Source organism: Lactiplantibacillus sp. YT640 (genome assembly GCF_049745435.1).
GTDB classification, from domain to species: Bacteria; Bacillota; Bacilli; order Lactobacillales; family Lactobacillaceae; genus Lactiplantibacillus; species Lactiplantibacillus plantarum.
The window spans coordinates 324,667-341,456 of record NZ_JBMNVY010000001.1 but is presented as its reverse complement, the minus strand read 5'-3'; the positions used below and the strand labels follow the sequence as shown (position 1 = coordinate 341,456).

The following is a 16,790-nucleotide window of genomic DNA, read 5'->3' as shown; positions in this document are numbered from 1 at the left end:
GGGCTCAACAAATCGGGGGCCGCCAGCTTTTTTTTTGGGGCGCCCCACTTTGAGTCAGTCATGCTGCTTATCTAAATTAAGCACTTAGAAGTAGTCAATAAGTGCTGGTCGTTCTTTAACTAGACTAGTGTCAAGTCGGTTGATTGCATTCACATCACCGGTGATTAATCCGTGTTGGTACGCCCGGGCTAAGCTCTGGGTGCCAAAGCAAGCAGTGGTTAATTGCTGAATCGTTAACTGAATGTCAGCCGGTCCAGTTAATTGGTCGCTAACCCGATTGAGCGTTACTTGCCCGTTGTGCCGCATCAATGACCAGATTCCTTGATTAGCAGGGAGGGTAGCGTCACTGACTGCTAGGCGAATTGGTTGGATGTCCGTGAGAAACGGATAGCGCTTGATAAAGTCATATAAATCAACAATGCGGGCCATCATGTACGGCTGGACAGTCACTTTTAAACGGTATGGGTCGGCTAGTAGGTCCAAGCCGTTGGTCGCACTTGGGCTATCATAACTAAACGTTTCAAAGGTGGTGCCATGCTTAGTGATAAAGTTAGCCAATCGTTCGAAAGCGGTCGGCGTGCTAGTCACCCATTCTTGAATCGCAAAGTTAGTGGCCTGCCGTTCATAGATCAAATAGCCCTCGATATTGGCAGCCGCATTGCGGTAAATTGCGACCGACCAATGATGTTTGAGAGTCAGGTAATGTTGCCACCAGGCTGGTCGAATCAGACCACCACGCTGATTTTGCGGTTGTCGTGCATAAAAATCGTTGATTTGGGCCAGCCCGTCATTGCCATAGCGGGTGATCGTACCAGACCAGTCCGTCGGTTTGACACGTGGTAGGTCTGGAGCGGCCATGACTTGGTGCGCGTGGTCGAAGACGTGTTCATAGCCAAAACGACGATAGTAACCGTACGCGAAGGGGGCAAGGTAGGACAGCGTCACGTGGTTGGCTGCCATTTCTGTCAGCGCCGTCGTTAGCAACTGTCCCGCGCCACCCTGACCGGCATATTCAGGCGCACTCATCACATCGCCAATACCATTCATCCGGTAGGTGACGCCATGAAAGTTGACTGCTAGTGGCAGACTGTATAGCCCACTAACCAGTTGACCATGATCGTGACGGCCGTAGATCCAGCCATGTTGGTAGCGATCCATGAAAAATCGCCGCCGCGCGGGGGTATCGTGATTATTGAACGCGTATTGGTAAAGTTGGTAGAAAGCTTCGCGGTCAGCATCGCTAGTTAAACGGTAATCAGTTGTCATTAATGCGACCCCTCCATTCGTTGAGTACTATTTGGCAGCGACAAATTTAAAGTCGGCCCATGGTTGTAGCAAGTTAAGGCAAGGTAAGTCACTCTTAGTAATATGACCAACCACATTGATTCGGCCAGTATTTTCAAGATTTTGGCGTGCAATCTGCAATTCACCTTTGTATTGCCCAAACTCATCGTTATCGATCAAGACATCACCGGTATGAATGGCATCTAGGTGATGAGCAGGAAAGGCTTCGTCTTTGTAGATGACTCGGGTCTGAGAAGAACGAATGACGTAATCTGAAAAATCACCGCGATAAGTCTGTGGTTGCGCAAAGAGTACTTTTTCTTCAACTGCCGATAGATCAGCAACGGTTTCGACGTGTAGCAGTGGGTAAGGACTAAAGAACACTTCAGCAGCCGCTTTTAGTTCGGCTTCACTCGCGTAGGCGTTACCAATTAAAACGTCGTCGATCAGCCCCGTCATTTTCAAATGTTGAACTTGTGCCGCAATCGGTAACCCCCGATGATCTTCAAGGGTACATAACCCGTCTTGCATGGGCCAAGGCCCATAAGTCGCATCATTTGATGAAACAAACGCGGCGGTGTTGATGCCATACTGACGGTATTGTTCAGAAGTCTGAACAAAATAATCATAACCAAGACCAGTGTATTGTTGTGGGTAGAAGTTATGTGAGCCTAGTAAGTTATCTTTTTCAGGTGAATAATCCATAATCGTGTCAACATAGTGAGTCCCTTTGGACATGTTGACTTCAATCTTAATGCCGAATTCGTTGTGCGTCATCCGGGCTTCTTCTTGACCAGTGAATCCTAGGTCGAGGCGGACACCCCAGGCACCGAGGTCGTGGAAGAATGACAAGTCGTCATAGGACACGCCAAGTTGTTTGAAGAGGTCAGGATTGACGTCGACCATTACTTGCAAGTCTAATTGGTTCGCGTAAGTGATCACTTTTTTAAAGTTGGCAACCACTGCGGCTTGGTCCCCTTTGATTTCAAGCAGTGAAGTGAATACCCGTTGATAGCCATATTTTGCGGCTAAATCGAGGTATGCCGCATCCTTTTCAAAGGTTGATCGTTCGGGATAAACGGAAACACCGAGTTTACTCATTTAAAATTCCTCCAAATAATAATTAGTTTCTGTATTCGCTTACATTATCGCACAAATAATTGGTCCGTACCAGTAAAATAGACAATTTGTTGGTACCAATTTTTGCCTGTCACTCCACGCGGGATTATGATACGATTCGGGTATTAATAATTGGAGGTATCATGATGACATTTGAAGCTATTTTACCTGAATTAAAAGCTGGTAAGCGCGCTGTTCGGACTGGTTGGGAAGGGACCGAATTGTTCGTCGAATTACAGACGGCAACCACTTTCAACGGCGACCCGCTGAACCCGTACTTTTTAATCAAAACGGCCGATGAAGCCTATAGTATGTGGTCACCAACAGATTGTGATATTTTAGCGACGGACTGGCAGTTGGTTGACTAATGCAATTTGATGAATATCGTGGACAGACTGTCTTGGTTACTGGAGCTGCCTCCGGGATTGGCTTAGCCCAGGTCCAGAGTTTCCTAGCCCAGGGGGCTGACGTGATTGCCATTGATCGGCAACCACAGCCATCAGCGCTAGTAACGACGTCAGCCCTGCGCTATGAAATTGCTGATGTGACCGACACTAATGCGCTCGTCGCGGCGATTAAATCAGGAGTTAACGTACTCGGCAAGCCAACCGTCGTGTGCAATACGGCCGGTAAGTTAGACGGCTATCAACCAACTTTAGCAACGGATCTGAAAACGTGGCAAGATATTTTGGCGACGGATCTGACAAGCCAGTTTATCGTGACTAATGCGGTGCTACCTGCAATGTTAGCCGCACAACACGGCGTTTTCGTGAATATGGCATCGATCGCTGGACTGGTGGGTGGCGGAGGCGGCGCAGCGTATACCGCAGCCAAACACGCCATCATTGGTTATACGAAACAACTTGACTTGGACTATGCGGCTCAGGGAATTCGCGCCAACTGCATTGCGCCGGGGGCTATCGATACCCCGATGAATGCCGCTGATTTTGCTGGCGATGGTAAGATGGCGAAATGGGTTGCCAGTGAGACGCCCGCAAAACGGTGGGCCCAACCGCAGGAAGTTGCAGATCTGACGCTATTCTTAGCGAGTCAGCACGCTGATTATATTCATGGGACGGTGGTTCCAATTGATGGTGGTTGGTTAGCAAAATAGGAAGGGGACTTTGGTATGGCTTGTATTTTTTGTCAGCCGTTGCCGTATATTTTGGAGAATGACCTAGCAGCGGCCTTCTTCGATAAAAAGCCGGTGAGTCCGGGGCATTTGTTGATTATTCCGAAAGCACATTATGCCACGTATTTTGATGTGCCCACGGCGACCAGGAATGCGATGCTCGCCTTACTGACCCAAGCAAAAGCGTACCTAGATGCGCACAATCATCCGGATGGCTATAATATTGGCATTAACGTTGATCCGGCTGCGGGCCAAACCGTAATGCATTGTCATCTCCATCTGATACCGCGATATCAAGGTGACGTGCCAGACCCCGCGGGTGGCATTCGTAAGATGCTGCCGGATGGTGTACCGGATTTGAGATAGATTAAGGAGTAGTGAATGTGTATGGCAGATTTATTTGAGAAAGTTGGCCGGCGCGGTAAGGTCCTATCAACGACACCGGTGTATCATGGGCCGATTTTTGATTTGGTCAAACAAACGATTCAAACACCTGATGGATTAGAAGTAAAACGCGATTTGATTCAGCATGGGAACGCCGTCACGATTTTAGCCATCACCGCGGATGACCAAGTCGTGCTAGGTTCAGAGTACCGGGTCGGTCGCAATGCCGAGACGATTAGTTTACCTGCTGGCCTCATTAATGCGGGGGAAGATCCGTTAACGGCCGCGGCCCGTGAATTACAAGAGGAGACGGGCTACATTGCCCATGAATCACAAATTATGACGCAAATTAGCTCGTCGGAAGGTTTTACGGACGAAACGGTCAGCTTGATTTTGACTCACATTGATCCGCAAGAACATGGCGAACGACATTTTGACGCGGACGAATACGTGAATACGCAACTTGTCCCGCTCAGTAAAGTGATTGACCTATTAAAGAATGGCCAGATTCGTTCAGCACAAGGAATCTGCGCAATAACATGGTACTTGAATTTTATTCGATAGAAGTGGGGTGCGGAATGAATTTAGATGAGAAGTTTGCGTATATGGCGACTGGTCAGCCGTATCGAGATACGGATGCAGAACTAACGGCGTTGCGTGACCAAGCGACGTTGACAACGAACGCGGTCAATGCGACTGCTGATCCAGAGACTAAAGAAACTTTATTGCGACAATTGGTTGGTTCAGCTGGTCGCAAGCCATTTGTAAATCCTAATTTTCGCGTTGAATTTGGACGGAACATTCATCTAGGTGATAACTTTTATGCCAACTATGATTGTGTAATGTTAGATGGGGCGCCAATTACGATCGGCAGTCAGGTCTTGTTGGGGCCAAAAGTCGGCCTTTACACGAGCAACCACTTGTTTGATGCAACCGAACGAATTAGGGGCGGCTGCATCGCCCGACCAATCACAATTGGTGATGGTTGTTGGCTAGCCGCTAACGTCACCGTATTACCAGGAGTGACCATTGGTGCTAACACGATTATTGGTGGTGGGAGCGTGGTAACCCACGATATTCCAGCTAACGTGATTGCGGCTGGCAACCCTTGCCAAGTTATTCGACCAATCACGGCGGCCGACCGCACTGGTTACACCGGGGCGCAATTCGAATTGTCATGATGAACGACAAAATACCACCTTCGCAGGTTGTTACCTGACGGAGGTGGTATTTTTGTGTTCAGCGCGTGAAAAGTATTCTGACAGATACGTGCAGTGTTATTAGAAGATTTACCAGCCAGCAGCTTAATCGTCCTTGGCATTGTGAGTTGGTCACTCATACGGTGACTGTTCCACCGGTATCAGGGTTTAACTTTGATGCCGTTTAAAGCAGCAGCCAAATAAGCAGCCTGATCAATATTGACGATCATACCGCGTGCTGCGGCAGTATCAAGTTCGAGACGCTCGAATTGACAGGTACTTAGGTCAATATTTTTGAGGGCGGTATCGTTGAAAGCGACTTGGTCAAGGTTGGTTTCGTTAAACTTGACGGTCGTTAGTCGATTGTTCATAAAGCTGGCCCCATTCAGCCGACAGTGATCAAAGGTCACGGTTTTGAACCGCATGTCGCACAGCATGGCTAAGTCGAGCTGACAGTGGTCAAAGGCGACGTTATTGAGGGCAGCCTCGTTCAAGTCGACACCGACGAGCTTACAATCTTTGAATTGAACGCGTAGCCAGCTGGCTTTTTCAAACTGGCAATTAGAAAAGTCACAATTGATAAAGACAGCATCGGTCAAGTCAAGCCGTTCAAATTGACTGGCCGTAAACCGGACATTTTCGAAGTGCACGTGATCCAGCATGGGGTGATCGATGTGCTGGTGACTCATGTCTTCTTCACTAACCTGAATATAACTTAAGCTGTGGTCCTCATCTGCTAAAATATCGAAAAAAGCGCCAGTCGTTAATTCTGCTGGGATAATGCGGGGATCTTGCATGGGACACCTCGTTAGTTTGATTTTGAGTGGTTGTGCTAAAAAAGAAGCCCGTTACAGGCTTCAGTTTGGGATCAGTTGAAGTAATTTTCTAGGAAAACGGCGACCCCGTCCTCGTCATTACTCAGGGTGGCATGGGTGGTTGCGGCCTTGACCGCAGGAATCGCATTCGCCATCGCTACGCCAACTTTGGCGGCGGTTAGCATTCCTAGGTCGTTTTCTTCGTCCCCAAAGGCCATCAAGTTGTCATAGTCTTCATTAAAGTGACCGAGGAGTTGTTTCAAACCACTGGCCTTATCAGTATGCGGTGGTAAGAATTCCAACAAAGTCCGCCGGGATGGGACCACGTGGAAGAAATCGGTAATTTGACTTGGTAATTTGGCCTGGACTGTTTTAGCATCTTGACCAGCACTAACGACTTTACCGAATAGATCATCAGCAGGCAGGTCGGCAAAACGAACATTCTTAAATGGCATTAAGCCTTGCAAGAATTCTTCGTACGGTGACTTGCCTAGATCCGTAATGGAGTAGACTTGCTTCAAATCAATCACGTCTAAGTAGAAATGATCGCGCTGGGCTTGCTCAAATAAGGGTTGTAAATCTTGTTTGGTCACACTAGTACGAGCAAGGACGTCACCAGTCGTGTTTTGCTGAACGAGCCCACCATTAAAGGTAATCGCGTAGTCAGTTGGTTGGTTGAGTTCAAGTTGTTGTAAGTATGGTTGAATCGCCTTAATTGGTCGCCCAGTACACAGTACGATCCGTTTGCCGGCCGAATGCAGCTGTTTGAGAACTGCTTCAGTTCGCGGAGAAATCGTCTTCTCAGAAGTTAGTAACGTATTATCTAGGTCTAACGCAATGGTCGTAATCATCTTGGTCACACTTTCTAGTTAAGATTTAAAATTGTTTTAATGGTCGTTCCCATATCATCAACATCCGCAACCCGCTTATGGCGCACGGGCGCAGTACGGAGGGCTGTGACCGTTGCTGGAATGGGCGTTTGAATCAACTCATGTAACTGATCAACTGCGGCTAGGCCATCTACCGCACTAAGCTCACCAGTAATTGCCGTTAGGACGGCCTGTGGGAATTTATACGGACTAGCGGTTGAAACAACCACCATGGGCCGCTGATCTCTGGTTGCGGCTTGATACTGTTTGGCAACCGCCGAGGCCACGGCCGTATGTGGATCGATTGTGTAGTGATGGGCATGGTTCAGGTGATGAATTTCAGCTTGATCTTGGCTTTCAGTAACGAAGCCGGCCCAAAAATCAGCTAAGTTGGCACGCATTGCCGGTGTAATCGTATAACGGCCGGTCGTTTGCAAATCAGTCATTAGTTTAGCAGTCGCCGTGGCGTCTGATCCTGTCAAGTAGAAGAGGAGCCGTTCCAGGTTACTTGAGACTAAGATGTCCATGGACGGTGAACTCGTCAAGAAGAATTCACGGTTTTTATCATAAGTCCCGGTATTAAAGAAATCGGTGAGAACGTTATTGCGATTGGAAGCACAGATCAGTTTATGAATGGGCGTGCCCAGTTGTTTGGCATAGTAGCCAGCTAAAATATCCCCAAAGTTCCCAGTTGGAACACTAAAGTTAATCTCATCACCGTTCTTGATTTGCCCCTGCTTGATAAGTTGAGCGTAGGTGTAGACATAATAGGCCACTTGTGGGAATAAACGACCAATATTGATGGAATTAGCGCTTGAGAATTGGAACTGGTGGGTGGCTAATTCCGCGTGTAATTGGTGGTCGTTTAACAGTTTTTTAACCGTTGTTTGGGCCTCATCGAAGTTACCGTTGATCGCAACAACACTAGTATTGGCTCCGGTTTGGGTCACCATCTGCTGTTTTTGGATTGCGCTGACACCATCTTTTGGGTAGAAGACGATGATGCGAGTCTGATCAACATTGGCAAACCCGGCCATGGCAGCTTTACCAGTATCGCCCGAGGTGGCCGCTAAAATAACGACTTCGGCTTGTAAATGGTTCTTTTTAACTGCCGTTGTCATCAAATGCGGTAGGATTTGAAGGGCCAAGTCTTTGAATGCAATGGTCGGTCCATGAAAAAGTTCAAGGTAATACTGCTGACCATGCTTGGTGACCGGCGCAATTTGGGGGTCATCAAACTGATCACCATAAGCCGCGTCAATGCAGGCGTGTAATTCATCAGCGGTATAATCCGTGAAGAAGAGTTTAAGGACCTCGTAAGCAACTTCTTGGTAGCTCATCGTGGCGAGCTGGTCGAAGTCAAAATTAGCGGTCGGTAGCGTTACGGGCACAAAGAGACCACCATCCGGCGTCAGGCCTTGAAGTACGGCTTGTGATGACGTCATGGTGTGACTTGCAGTTTCGCGGGTACTGCGATAAAGTGTTTTCATGGATAACGTCCTTTCAACTGATTTTGACTAAATGATACACTAAAATCGAGGCGAACGGGGACGTTTTCACCAAAATCATGAGGATAATTGACGTAAATGGTCTAGTTAATAATGTAATCGTTTACACAAAAGGAGATCTTACAATGCAACTAGCTGGAATTAGGCACCGCCCTGAAAGTGAAGATACAGCCGTCTTAGCCGCACATCAACTACAGGTACGACTACAAACTGCGCGTGACGATGTTGCCCAAGTGGAGATTTTGTTTGCCGATTCTTACTTATGGCAAGAAGGAACAACAGCGCTAGAGCGGCGGATAATGCAGCCCGGATTAGCGACGCAGGGCAACCAGTACTGGCAGACGACGCTGACCGTACCGACTAACCGGGTGGTCTATGCCTTTCTGATCACGGATACGACCGGTGCGACGGTTGGCTATGGTGAGGGTGGCTTCTTTGACGACGTTGCCACTAACTGGCAAACAGTGGGCAACTATTTTCACATGCCATATATGCACGTCAGTGATGCGGAGCTGCCACCGGCATGGGTTAAGGAGACGGTCTGGTACCAGATCTTTCCTGAACGGTTTGCAAATGGTGTGCGGCAAAATGACCCGGCTAATGTTCAACCGTGGGGTGCTGGGCGTGTTCACCGTGATTCATTTTATGGTGGGGATTTGCCCGGAATTACAGCGCATTTAGATGATTTGGCTGCACTGGGGGTCAATGGCCTGTACCTGTGTCCCATTTTCACGTCACCATCTAATCATAAGTATGATACGATCGATCATTTTGAAATCGATCCCCACTTTGGTACGAAAGCCGATTTTCAGGCGCTAGTCGATGGCGCCCATGCGCGCGGTATGCGCGTGATGTTAGACGCCGTCTTTAATCATTTTGGCGAGCAGTCACCACAGTGGCAAGATGTGATTAAAAATGGCGAGCAGTCACGGTTTGCTGATTGGTTTCATATTCATGGCTGGCCGGTGGGACGTGATCCGAAGACGAAGCGGCTTAATTATGAAACCTTTGCGACGGGAGCAGCGATGCCGAAAGTTAACACCCAGAACCCCGCGGTACAAGCTTACTTGATTGATGTGACCAAATATTGGATCGAACAATTCGGGATTGACGCTTGGCGTTTTGATGTTGCTGATGAGGTCGACCATGGTTTCTGGCGAGCGTTATGTGGTGCCTTGCGGGCAATCAAACCTGATGTGTACCTATTAGGTGAGTCTTGGCATAGTAGTCAATCGTTAGTCGGTAACGGCCAGTTTAACGCGGTTATGAATTATCCACTGACACAACCAATTCTGGCGTTGTTTAATGGTCAACTCAACCTTGAAGATTACGTTGGTAAAACCAATCTGGAATTAATGATGTATCGTCAACCTAATCAACAGGCGATGTTCAACGCGTTGGATACGCATGATACGCCACGGCTACTGACCACGTTGCATGGTCAGTTAACTAAATTTAAATCTGCACTCACGCTACTGATGCTATTGCCGGGGAGCCCGTGTATTTATTATGGAACGGAAGTGGCCATGGCCGGTGGTGCCGACCCTGACAATCGTCGGTGCATGAACTGGCAACCAGACGAGCAAGAACAACAAGTTCGACAATTTGTCACGCGTTTGATCAAGTTTCGCCGGCAACAGGCCGACTTTTTAGCAACTAGCCAATTGACATGGACGATTGATGGTCACTGCTTAATCTTAACGCGGACGGATGTTGAACAGACGATTCAAGGCCGCTTTAATTTAGGTGCACAGACAGTCTCAACAGTAAGTGGCGTATCGCCAATCTTAACAGCGGGTATTACCGCAAATGAGATGGCACCGGGAGGCTTTGAATTAACCGTGGCTTAGTTGTGAAGTAGTGTCACAAGTCGACTGGTGGAGCGTTCTGTGTGTTTCCCAGTTGAAATCTTCAAGACCGATAGCCGCCATTAGGACAGTCGCTTATAAAAAAACGATTCTCAATGTCTTTGAGAATCGTTTTTTTTTTATTAATCATGATGAAGCATGCAGCATGACAAATCAAATGTTATCACCGTAACAAACACTGAAGAGCAAGATTGTTGCCGCATTTGACAATAAAAAACGCCTAGCAACTTGCTTGGCGTTTAAAATAATCATTATTTAGCTGTCTCAGGCTTGATGCCCCGGCCTTGAATGAATTCGATGACAATCAAGACAACGTAGCAGATTAGGACGATGCCTAAGAGGTTGGTTGTCTTAACGGTGCTGGATAACCAGTAGTACTGCCAGTCTTGATTGTTGAAGACCCACCATACTAAGAGGCCGGCCAAGGCACCTAATGTATTCATAATTGCAATAAAGAAAATGTTGCCGTTTTGTTTTTGGCTGGCCCAATATGCGGAAAGGATGGCCATCCAAACACCCCAAACAATCAAGCCAACAACGACGACCCAATAAATTAGTGACGCGATCATGTGTACTCCTTCTTTCTACAAGTTAATAACTTTATTTTACCATGAATTCGATTACATTGGCACCGTTTCAGTGATTATTTTCACAATCTGCTTCTGAATGATTGTGTTGAATTTGCTGGATTACTTGTTATTTAAGGTTGGATTATTTACAATTAGAACATAATAATGTAATTGAGAAAGGGTTGGCAATCAATGACTTTTGCATGGAATTGGATTGGGATCATTGCGTGGATCATTGTTTTGGCGTTAGTCGTGTGGGTATTTCATCATATTCGCGTACGACGCATCAAGATGATCGTGGAACGTAAGCATACGTTTGAGTGGGGAAATCTTATCATTACCACCGTTGAATTAATCGTTAGTCTCGGATTACTAGTTGGCATGGGATACGTGACTTTCAATCACCAGGTCGACCTGTCAGATGCTAAGGACGTTAAGGTAACGTATCAAGTTGAACCACTGGTTTTGCGAGTTGGGACTAATGGTTCCTACTATGTCGCGGTGGATCGGGGCACGACCCAAAAACCCGTGCATATTTATAATTACTGGGTTAATGGTGCGAAATATACTGTTTCAAGTAACAAGGCGACCGTGGTGACTAATCTTTCGCAAGTTAAAGTGGCGGATGCGGGTATTCCGTGGGCACAAAAGCAGCTGGTTAAAGAAGACCGGCAGCACGAAAAAGCCTACGCAGTGAAGCTGACAGCCACTTATCAGCCGTCATTCTGGAATGGCTTAGGTGTCCATGTGGGGCATCAAGCCATGACGCGGTGGTTAATTCGTGTGCCAGCCCAGTCATTTATTAATACGACCGATGTGCAATCTAACTAAATAACAAAAAAAGTAATCGAACCTTGTGCGTTTTAGTAGCCAAGATTCGGTTTTTTTCATAGAATTATTAAAAGTTGTTAAATATTCATATTCGCATGCTTTTTTTAGGAACCTTATCATAATTCTAAGGTAAAATGTAACTGTTATATTTTTATAGGCTAATTAATTTATCTATTTAATCGTATGACTGAGAGAAGGAAAAGATTGATGATTAACGAACCAGCAATTAGTCCACTATTTGTTTGTGGTATCATTGGTGATTCGACGGCCATGGTCCTTAATAAATCCTTAACCGGGCCGTTCAAGAACCGTTATGATTTAGTAACCGCACCAGTGACGACACGGGCCACGTTGAGTGAGGCCGTTAGTCAGATTGCACAACTTCAAACAGGACTACAAACTGTTATTTCAAAGCAACTTGGGACCGTCCAGCTTACGATTCCAGCCTTAACAACATTAGAATTGCCAGCAACGTTAATTAATATTTATTATTTACTGGAACCGGTGGGGGGCCATTTGTTGCTCAAACGACCGCATTACACCGAATCAATGTCGGCGGGGGCCGCTCGAGTGCCACTTGATCAATTAAATTGGTCGAATAGTTCGCCGCGGGTCATGCAGGCCAAGCGTTTCTTACAGACCGGGGCGTTTCCTACCGCTGACCAACGAATCGATGGCTACCAGGTTTTAGAGCAAGCGCAATTTTAAAGACGTTGTTGACTTTTTAATCTTCACGTTGTAACTTAGAAGCAACGTGAAGATTAAATGTTGATGAGAAGAGTAACAATAAGTTGATGCCTAGCGAGTCAAAGTAGTGGTGTAATTTGACCATCAGCTTATTGTGAAGATGAACTCGGAGTTGGCTAATGGTTGATGCTATTAGCCCGGATTGACCACCGATAATTGGGTTGAACGTAACGAGTACGTTGCGTGAGCGACAGCAAGACTGTAATAATAGGTGGTACCGCGGAGTATAAACTTCGTCCTTAGTAAGTTAAGGACGAAGTTTTTTTGTTGAGAAAGAAGGCCTTTAAGATGGAACAAGCAGCATTTATTAAGAAGTACGCAACAACGCGCCAGCATACGGATTCATTGAAGTGGGACGCACTACAAGCTCGGTATGGCAATCCTGATTTGTTGGCAATGTGGGTCGCTGACATGGAATTCAAAGTGCCAGAACAAGTTACGCAAGCACTACAAGAACGAGTGGCGCATGGCATTTATGGTTATTCCATTACGCCTGATCGTTATTATCAAGCCTTTATCGATTGGGAACAGGCACGCCATGGTCTGACATTGAAACACGATTGGATTCGATTTGGTAGTGGCGTGGTCAATTCGTTGTACGCGCTCGTTAATATTTTAACGCAACCAGGTGATGGCGTTTTGATTCTGACGCCCGTGTACTATCCATTTTTCAACGCGGTGCGGGATAATCATCGTCAGCTGGTCACATCTGAGTTACGCAATGATCGTGGTCACTATACGATTGACTTTGAAGATGTGGAACAGCAAATTAAGGCGAACGAGGTGCGATTGTTCATTCAATGTTCGCCACATAATCCTGTGGGGCGGATCTGGTCTGAAGATGAAGAGACACGGCTGTTAGCATTATGTGAACAGTATCATGTGCTTGTTATTTCAGATGAAATTCACCAGGATTTAGAAATTGATCGGACCAACCATCCGTTCAAATCGGCGTTAACGGTAGCCAATGGGCGGTTTAGTAACCGGGTGATTGTCGTCAATGCACCGTCTAAGACGTTTAATCTGGCGGCGCTTTTGAACTCACATCTAGTAATTCCTAATCCAAAATTACGACAACGCTATGATGCACAAATCGGGCGCTTCAGCCAGACTGAGATCAGCGTCTTAGGCCAGGTTGCCGGCCAAACGGCTTATGAATCGGGCGCGGCCTGGTTAGACCAGATTTTGGCAATCGTCCGTGATAATTATCATTATTTATGCACCACCTTTGCCGCCCACGCGCCTAAGTTGGTTTTAGCCGATTTGCAGGGGACGTATTTGACGTGGCTAGATTTACGCGCGTACGTTCAGCCAGCTGCAACGAAAGCGTTTATTCAAGATCAATGTCAGCTCGCAGTTGACTTTGGTGAGTGTTTTAGTCCTGATGATCAGGGGTTTGTTCGCTTGAACTTAGCGACTAATCCGCAAAATGTGCGTGAGGCGGCTCAGCGGATCGTCACTTGTTTATCACAAATGCAAAAATAACCAAAAAATTCCGACACCGGCGTGTTGGAATTTTTTTAACGACTTTTATTGGTAACCGTGCGTCGCTTGAGCAAACGTCGTCGAGTAATCTCTCGGCGAATGAAGGAGTAAGCAATCAAGCTCAGTGCCAGTATACCAATGATGACGGCGGTTTTAACGTAACCGAATATCCAGAAAAAAACTGCAATAGCGAACGTACAGTAAACAATTAAGAACATGGAAGCCCTCCTTCAGTCAAGTGGTTGTATGAGTTGATAAAACCATTGTACCGAGAAAAAGTAGCTAACTCGTGATTGAAATTTGAATTTTCTGTTAAGGATTGCGAAATAGTTTTGAATCTCCTGGTAAATATGCTGATGTTGTAAAAGTTAATCGCGGTATCGGCGATTCAGCCGGCGTTCATTAGCGTGTGCAAGTTGGTCGGCAGTTAGCTGATAGGTGGTGGCAACTTGAAGTTTCTTCAAACCAGTTTGAATGGCCCCTAGCTGAGTTTGGTCACGGGCTTGTCCCTGGAGTTTAGCAGTGATTTGCGTGAGCATGTTCAGTTCGGGTTGGAGCGTTTCGTGTACTTGTTGGTTATATTGGTGTTGACTCAGACTGTGCGTCTGCCAGCGCGTGACGCGGCTTAGTAGGGCCATTAACTGGTTGGTTAGTAGGTTCATAAGATAGTCAGTTTCTTGATTTGTAAATGTCATCAAAATGGGACCTCCGATCAATAAAGTTGGTTAACTCAAATATTAGCATGAGTAAGGATAATTTAATTACTATTTTAATAAAAAATGGTAAAAACGACTGATTATGGGTTTTAAACACAACTATGCTTGTGAAGCGTGATACATTATCAATAACTAAGTGAAGGGAGTGAATCGTCATGATTGGGCATATTACGGTAATGCAACCAGATTACGACCAAGGCATCCTGACTGATTTTCATGGCCGGCATTTTAAATTTCGGCTAACCGCAGTTTGGCCGTCAAGTGCGTTGCATATTGGCGCGGAGTTTTATTTTAGACCGCAGCTAACCGCGGCCGGTTTAGTTGCGGTAGAGTTACGGTATCAGCACCATGATGGGACTTGTTTGTCAGTTCGACCGCCGACTGAGGTCAGTCAACAAGTCATGATACGAATTGGAGAGTTAGCTTTAAATACGGATGACATTCAATACTATGCATTGACGACGGATCAGGCCGAAGTTCGCAATGGTTATGCTTCATCAGCACGTCATTTGGTGATTAAGATGCGCTGTGGTCGCCAATATATTTTTTATAATTGGGATGGGGTCAATATTGATGATGTGGTCACAAAGTTAGCGACGTTACATACGGTGCAACGCCAGTTTGGGTGAAAAATATGGTTGCTAAAATAGTAGCTAAGTTAAGTATCAGAAAAAAGATGGGTCGGTAATTATTATGAATAAAATAAGCGTCGCAGGAATTTTCGGACATTCCTACGACGCTTGTTTTGATGTTTAAGTTGGTTCGCTTTAATGACCACGATCCTTGAAAATAAATAGTTTACTGAAGAACCAATTGAGTAATACCACAATAATTTGATCAATTAATTTGACGATAAGGTCGTTTCCGTGCAGAACCGAAATACCGACAATCATAATCCCCTGGTCAATAAAGTAACTGAGTAGGCGGAATCCGAAGAATGATGTCATTTCAATTAAAACAGCACGGAAAGTAGGTGTTTGTGAGTCAAATACCCAAATTTTATTCGTGATATAGGCGAATAGCACTGAGATGAGCCAGGCAATCGTATTGGCTATCCAGTAGGGCCAGAATTGGTTGAAAATTCCAAAAACAATAATATTAATTAGGGTGGTTAAGCCCCCAAAGATTAAATAGGAAAGGACGCTTTGATAGCGTTGCCAGAGTTGTTTGATAAGTTGTCCCACAGATGAATACCCTCACTTTAGCTGATTATTACTAGGTACCATCCTATCATAATTAAATGGCTGCGTGTTGGATATTTTTAGTGCGATTCAAGTTGGTGGCGCTGATGATTAAAGGCTTGCTGGGCCGTGGCAAAGTTATGGTAATGTGCGTGGGACACGGTCAAGCGGCCCAGTGTAGTGGTTGCACGGATGTCTAGCCGATAGACATCGGGTCCGAGACGCAATTTGCTTAACCGGATTTGATATGAAAGGGCATCGTTGATTACAATTGTATGGCTGGCGATTAGGCCTGGTCGAATACCTAAAGAAAGCATACTATTCACCCCCAAGTGGATTAACTCCAATTGTAAGGGGTAACTGTAAATATCAGATGTCGTTGTTGTAAATATTATGTAAACCCGACACTGCTAGCCGGCGAGCTGCTGTGCATAACTGGTAGTTAGTTTATATAAATGATAACGCAACCAACGCTGATAAATGGTAAAATAGAATTAACAGATGGAAAGGGCGTGACGTCAATGGTACAAGAATATTCGAATATTTTAGTTCCCCTCGATGGCTCACAACAAGCTGAGATTGCGCTTGATAAAGCAGTTGCAGTCGCTAAACGTAATGAGGCACATATCGACGTGTTAGCAGTCATTGATCCCGGTCAGTTTGGGTATAATTTAGCTGGTTTGGCGGATGGTGATATTACGTATCAATTGGTTCAGGATTCTGAAGCTTATTTAAAAGAAACGGTTGATCAAGTCAAAAAGGATGGCTTTACGGACATTGCCTTCCACATTCGAATGGGAAGTCCGAAACCAATTATTTCACAGGACTTCGTCAAGGATCATCATAATGACTTGATCATGATGGGGGCAACCGGGTTAAATGCCGTTGAACGCGTGCTGGAAGGCTCGGTTACAACGTATGTGCAGCGTAATGCGTTGACTGATGTAATCGTGGTTAAGACGGATTTGCAAAATACGCAGGTTGAAAAGTAGCGTTAGTGGGAAAACCACTTCTCGAATGGTGTGACGTTTGTATTAACCATTAAAAAATGAAGCAGGTCGTGAAGTCAATAACTTCACGACC

20 protein-coding genes are annotated in these 16,790 nt (G+C 45.9%); 11 read left to right on the top strand and 9 right to left on the bottom strand.

Annotated elements, in window-relative coordinates; translation table 11 throughout:
* Window positions 1-84: 84 nt before the first annotated feature.
* Both ACOV1R_RS01620 and ACOV1R_RS01615 read right to left on the bottom strand, forming a co-directional pair.
* Window positions 85-1,266, bottom strand: coding sequence for a GNAT family N-acetyltransferase (locus ACOV1R_RS01620; protein ID WP_015380756.1), 1,182 nt, complete (start codon window positions 1,264-1,266; stop codon window positions 85-87).
* A gap of 27 nt (window positions 1,267-1,293) precedes the next feature.
* On the bottom strand, window positions 1,294-2,385 hold the full coding sequence (locus ACOV1R_RS01615; RefSeq protein WP_027822737.1) for a DUF871 domain-containing protein: 1,092 nt from the start codon (window positions 2,383-2,385) through the stop codon (window positions 1,294-1,296).
* Window positions 2,386-2,549: 164 nt separating this feature from the next.
* Here ACOV1R_RS01615 and ACOV1R_RS01610 point away from each other — a divergent pair, with 164 nt between their 5' ends.
* From ACOV1R_RS01610 to ACOV1R_RS01590, 5 genes are read left to right on the top strand one after another with little or no spacing between them, the layout of a single operon-like run.
* Entirely contained in the window at window positions 2,550-2,771 is a 222-nt protein-coding gene (locus tag ACOV1R_RS01610; RefSeq protein WP_003642553.1) for a DUF2829 domain-containing protein, read from the top strand.
* Window positions 2,771-3,517, top strand: coding sequence for a 3-oxoacyl-ACP reductase (locus ACOV1R_RS01605; RefSeq protein WP_003642554.1), 747 nt, complete (start codon window positions 2,771-2,773; stop codon window positions 3,515-3,517). Before ACOV1R_RS01610 ends, ACOV1R_RS01605 begins: the two co-directional genes overlap by 1 nt.
* A gap of 15 nt (window positions 3,518-3,532) precedes the next feature.
* Window positions 3,533-3,901, top strand: a complete 369-nt coding sequence (locus tag ACOV1R_RS01600) for an HIT family protein (RefSeq protein WP_003642555.1) — start codon at window positions 3,533-3,535, stop codon at window positions 3,899-3,901.
* Between the two features lie 15 nt (window positions 3,902-3,916).
* Complete coding sequence (locus ACOV1R_RS01595) at window positions 3,917-4,483, top strand: NUDIX hydrolase (RefSeq protein WP_043992886.1); 567 nt, start codon at window positions 3,917-3,919, stop codon at window positions 4,481-4,483.
* A gap of 14 nt (window positions 4,484-4,497) precedes the next feature.
* The gene (locus ACOV1R_RS01590; RefSeq protein WP_003644736.1) at window positions 4,498-5,100 is read left to right on the top strand and encodes a sugar O-acetyltransferase; all 603 of its coding nucleotides are present in this window, start codon (window positions 4,498-4,500) and stop codon (window positions 5,098-5,100) included.
* Between the two features lie 179 nt (window positions 5,101-5,279).
* On the opposite strand, the gene ACOV1R_RS01585 is transcribed toward ACOV1R_RS01590, so the two are convergent.
* The 3 genes from ACOV1R_RS01585 to thrC form a co-directional block, all read right to left on the bottom strand.
* Window positions 5,280-5,915 carry a pentapeptide repeat-containing protein gene (locus ACOV1R_RS01585; protein WP_015825830.1) on the bottom strand — a complete coding sequence of 212 codons (636 nt, stop codon included), beginning with the start codon at window positions 5,913-5,915 and terminating at the stop codon, window positions 5,280-5,282.
* Window positions 5,916-5,986: 71 nt separating this feature from the next.
* Window positions 5,987-6,784 (bottom strand): Cof-type HAD-IIB family hydrolase, encoded by a 798-nt coding sequence (locus ACOV1R_RS01580; RefSeq protein WP_015380750.1) that lies wholly within the window; start codon window positions 6,782-6,784, stop codon window positions 5,987-5,989.
* A 14-nt stretch (window positions 6,785-6,798) separates the two neighbouring features.
* Entirely contained in the window at window positions 6,799-8,292 is a 1,494-nt protein-coding gene (gene thrC / locus ACOV1R_RS01575) for a threonine synthase (protein WP_011101905.1), read from the bottom strand.
* 143 nt (window positions 8,293-8,435) lie between these two features.
* Between thrC and ACOV1R_RS01570 the strand changes: the two genes are divergently transcribed.
* The gene (locus tag ACOV1R_RS01570; protein ID WP_015380748.1) at window positions 8,436-10,160 is read left to right on the top strand and encodes a glycoside hydrolase family 13 protein; all 1,725 of its coding nucleotides are present in this window, start codon (window positions 8,436-8,438) and stop codon (window positions 10,158-10,160) included.
* Window positions 10,161-10,429: 269 nt separating this feature from the next.
* Here the strand turns inward: ACOV1R_RS01570 and ACOV1R_RS01565 are convergent, their stop codons facing one another.
* The gene (locus ACOV1R_RS01565) at window positions 10,430-10,747 is read right to left on the bottom strand and encodes a hypothetical protein (RefSeq protein ID WP_003642562.1); all 318 of its coding nucleotides are present in this window, start codon (window positions 10,745-10,747) and stop codon (window positions 10,430-10,432) included.
* A 192-nt stretch (window positions 10,748-10,939) separates the two neighbouring features.
* On the opposite strand from ACOV1R_RS01565, the gene ACOV1R_RS01560 reads away from it, so the two are divergent.
* From ACOV1R_RS01560 to ACOV1R_RS01550, 3 genes are all read left to right on the top strand, one after another.
* Complete coding sequence (locus tag ACOV1R_RS01560) at window positions 10,940-11,578, top strand: LVIS_2131 family protein (RefSeq protein ID WP_097558155.1); 639 nt, start codon at window positions 10,940-10,942, stop codon at window positions 11,576-11,578.
* Window positions 11,579-11,785: 207 nt separating this feature from the next.
* Window positions 11,786-12,286: a hypothetical protein gene (locus tag ACOV1R_RS01555; RefSeq protein ID WP_003645850.1), complete on the top strand. Its 501-nt coding sequence runs from the start codon at window positions 11,786-11,788 to the stop codon at window positions 12,284-12,286.
* A gap of 327 nt (window positions 12,287-12,613) precedes the next feature.
* Complete coding sequence (locus ACOV1R_RS01550; RefSeq protein ID WP_015380746.1) at window positions 12,614-13,810, top strand: MalY/PatB family protein; 1,197 nt, start codon at window positions 12,614-12,616, stop codon at window positions 13,808-13,810.
* A gap of 368 nt (window positions 13,811-14,178) precedes the next feature.
* On the opposite strand, the gene ACOV1R_RS01545 is transcribed toward ACOV1R_RS01550, so the two are convergent.
* Entirely contained in the window at window positions 14,179-14,505 is a 327-nt protein-coding gene (locus ACOV1R_RS01545) for a hypothetical protein (RefSeq protein WP_013355839.1), read from the bottom strand.
* A gap of 176 nt (window positions 14,506-14,681) precedes the next feature.
* On the opposite strand from ACOV1R_RS01545, the gene ACOV1R_RS01540 reads away from it, so the two are divergent.
* The gene (locus tag ACOV1R_RS01540; RefSeq protein WP_003642567.1) at window positions 14,682-15,155 is read left to right on the top strand and encodes a hypothetical protein; all 474 of its coding nucleotides are present in this window, start codon (window positions 14,682-14,684) and stop codon (window positions 15,153-15,155) included.
* A gap of 138 nt (window positions 15,156-15,293) precedes the next feature.
* Here the strand turns inward: ACOV1R_RS01540 and ACOV1R_RS01535 are convergent, their stop codons facing one another.
* Both ACOV1R_RS01535 and ACOV1R_RS01530 read right to left on the bottom strand, forming a co-directional pair.
* Window positions 15,294-15,710, bottom strand: a complete 417-nt coding sequence (locus tag ACOV1R_RS01535) for a GtrA family protein (protein ID WP_003642569.1) — start codon at window positions 15,708-15,710, stop codon at window positions 15,294-15,296.
* 77 nt (window positions 15,711-15,787) lie between these two features.
* Entirely contained in the window at window positions 15,788-16,024 is a 237-nt protein-coding gene (locus ACOV1R_RS01530; RefSeq protein ID WP_003642570.1) for a hypothetical protein, read from the bottom strand.
* Window positions 16,025-16,228: 204 nt separating this feature from the next.
* Here ACOV1R_RS01530 and ACOV1R_RS01525 point away from each other — a divergent pair, with 204 nt between their 5' ends.
* The gene (locus ACOV1R_RS01525; protein WP_003644733.1) at window positions 16,229-16,699 is read left to right on the top strand and encodes a universal stress protein; all 471 of its coding nucleotides are present in this window, start codon (window positions 16,229-16,231) and stop codon (window positions 16,697-16,699) included.
* The last annotated feature ends 91 nt before the right edge of the window (window positions 16,700-16,790 follow it).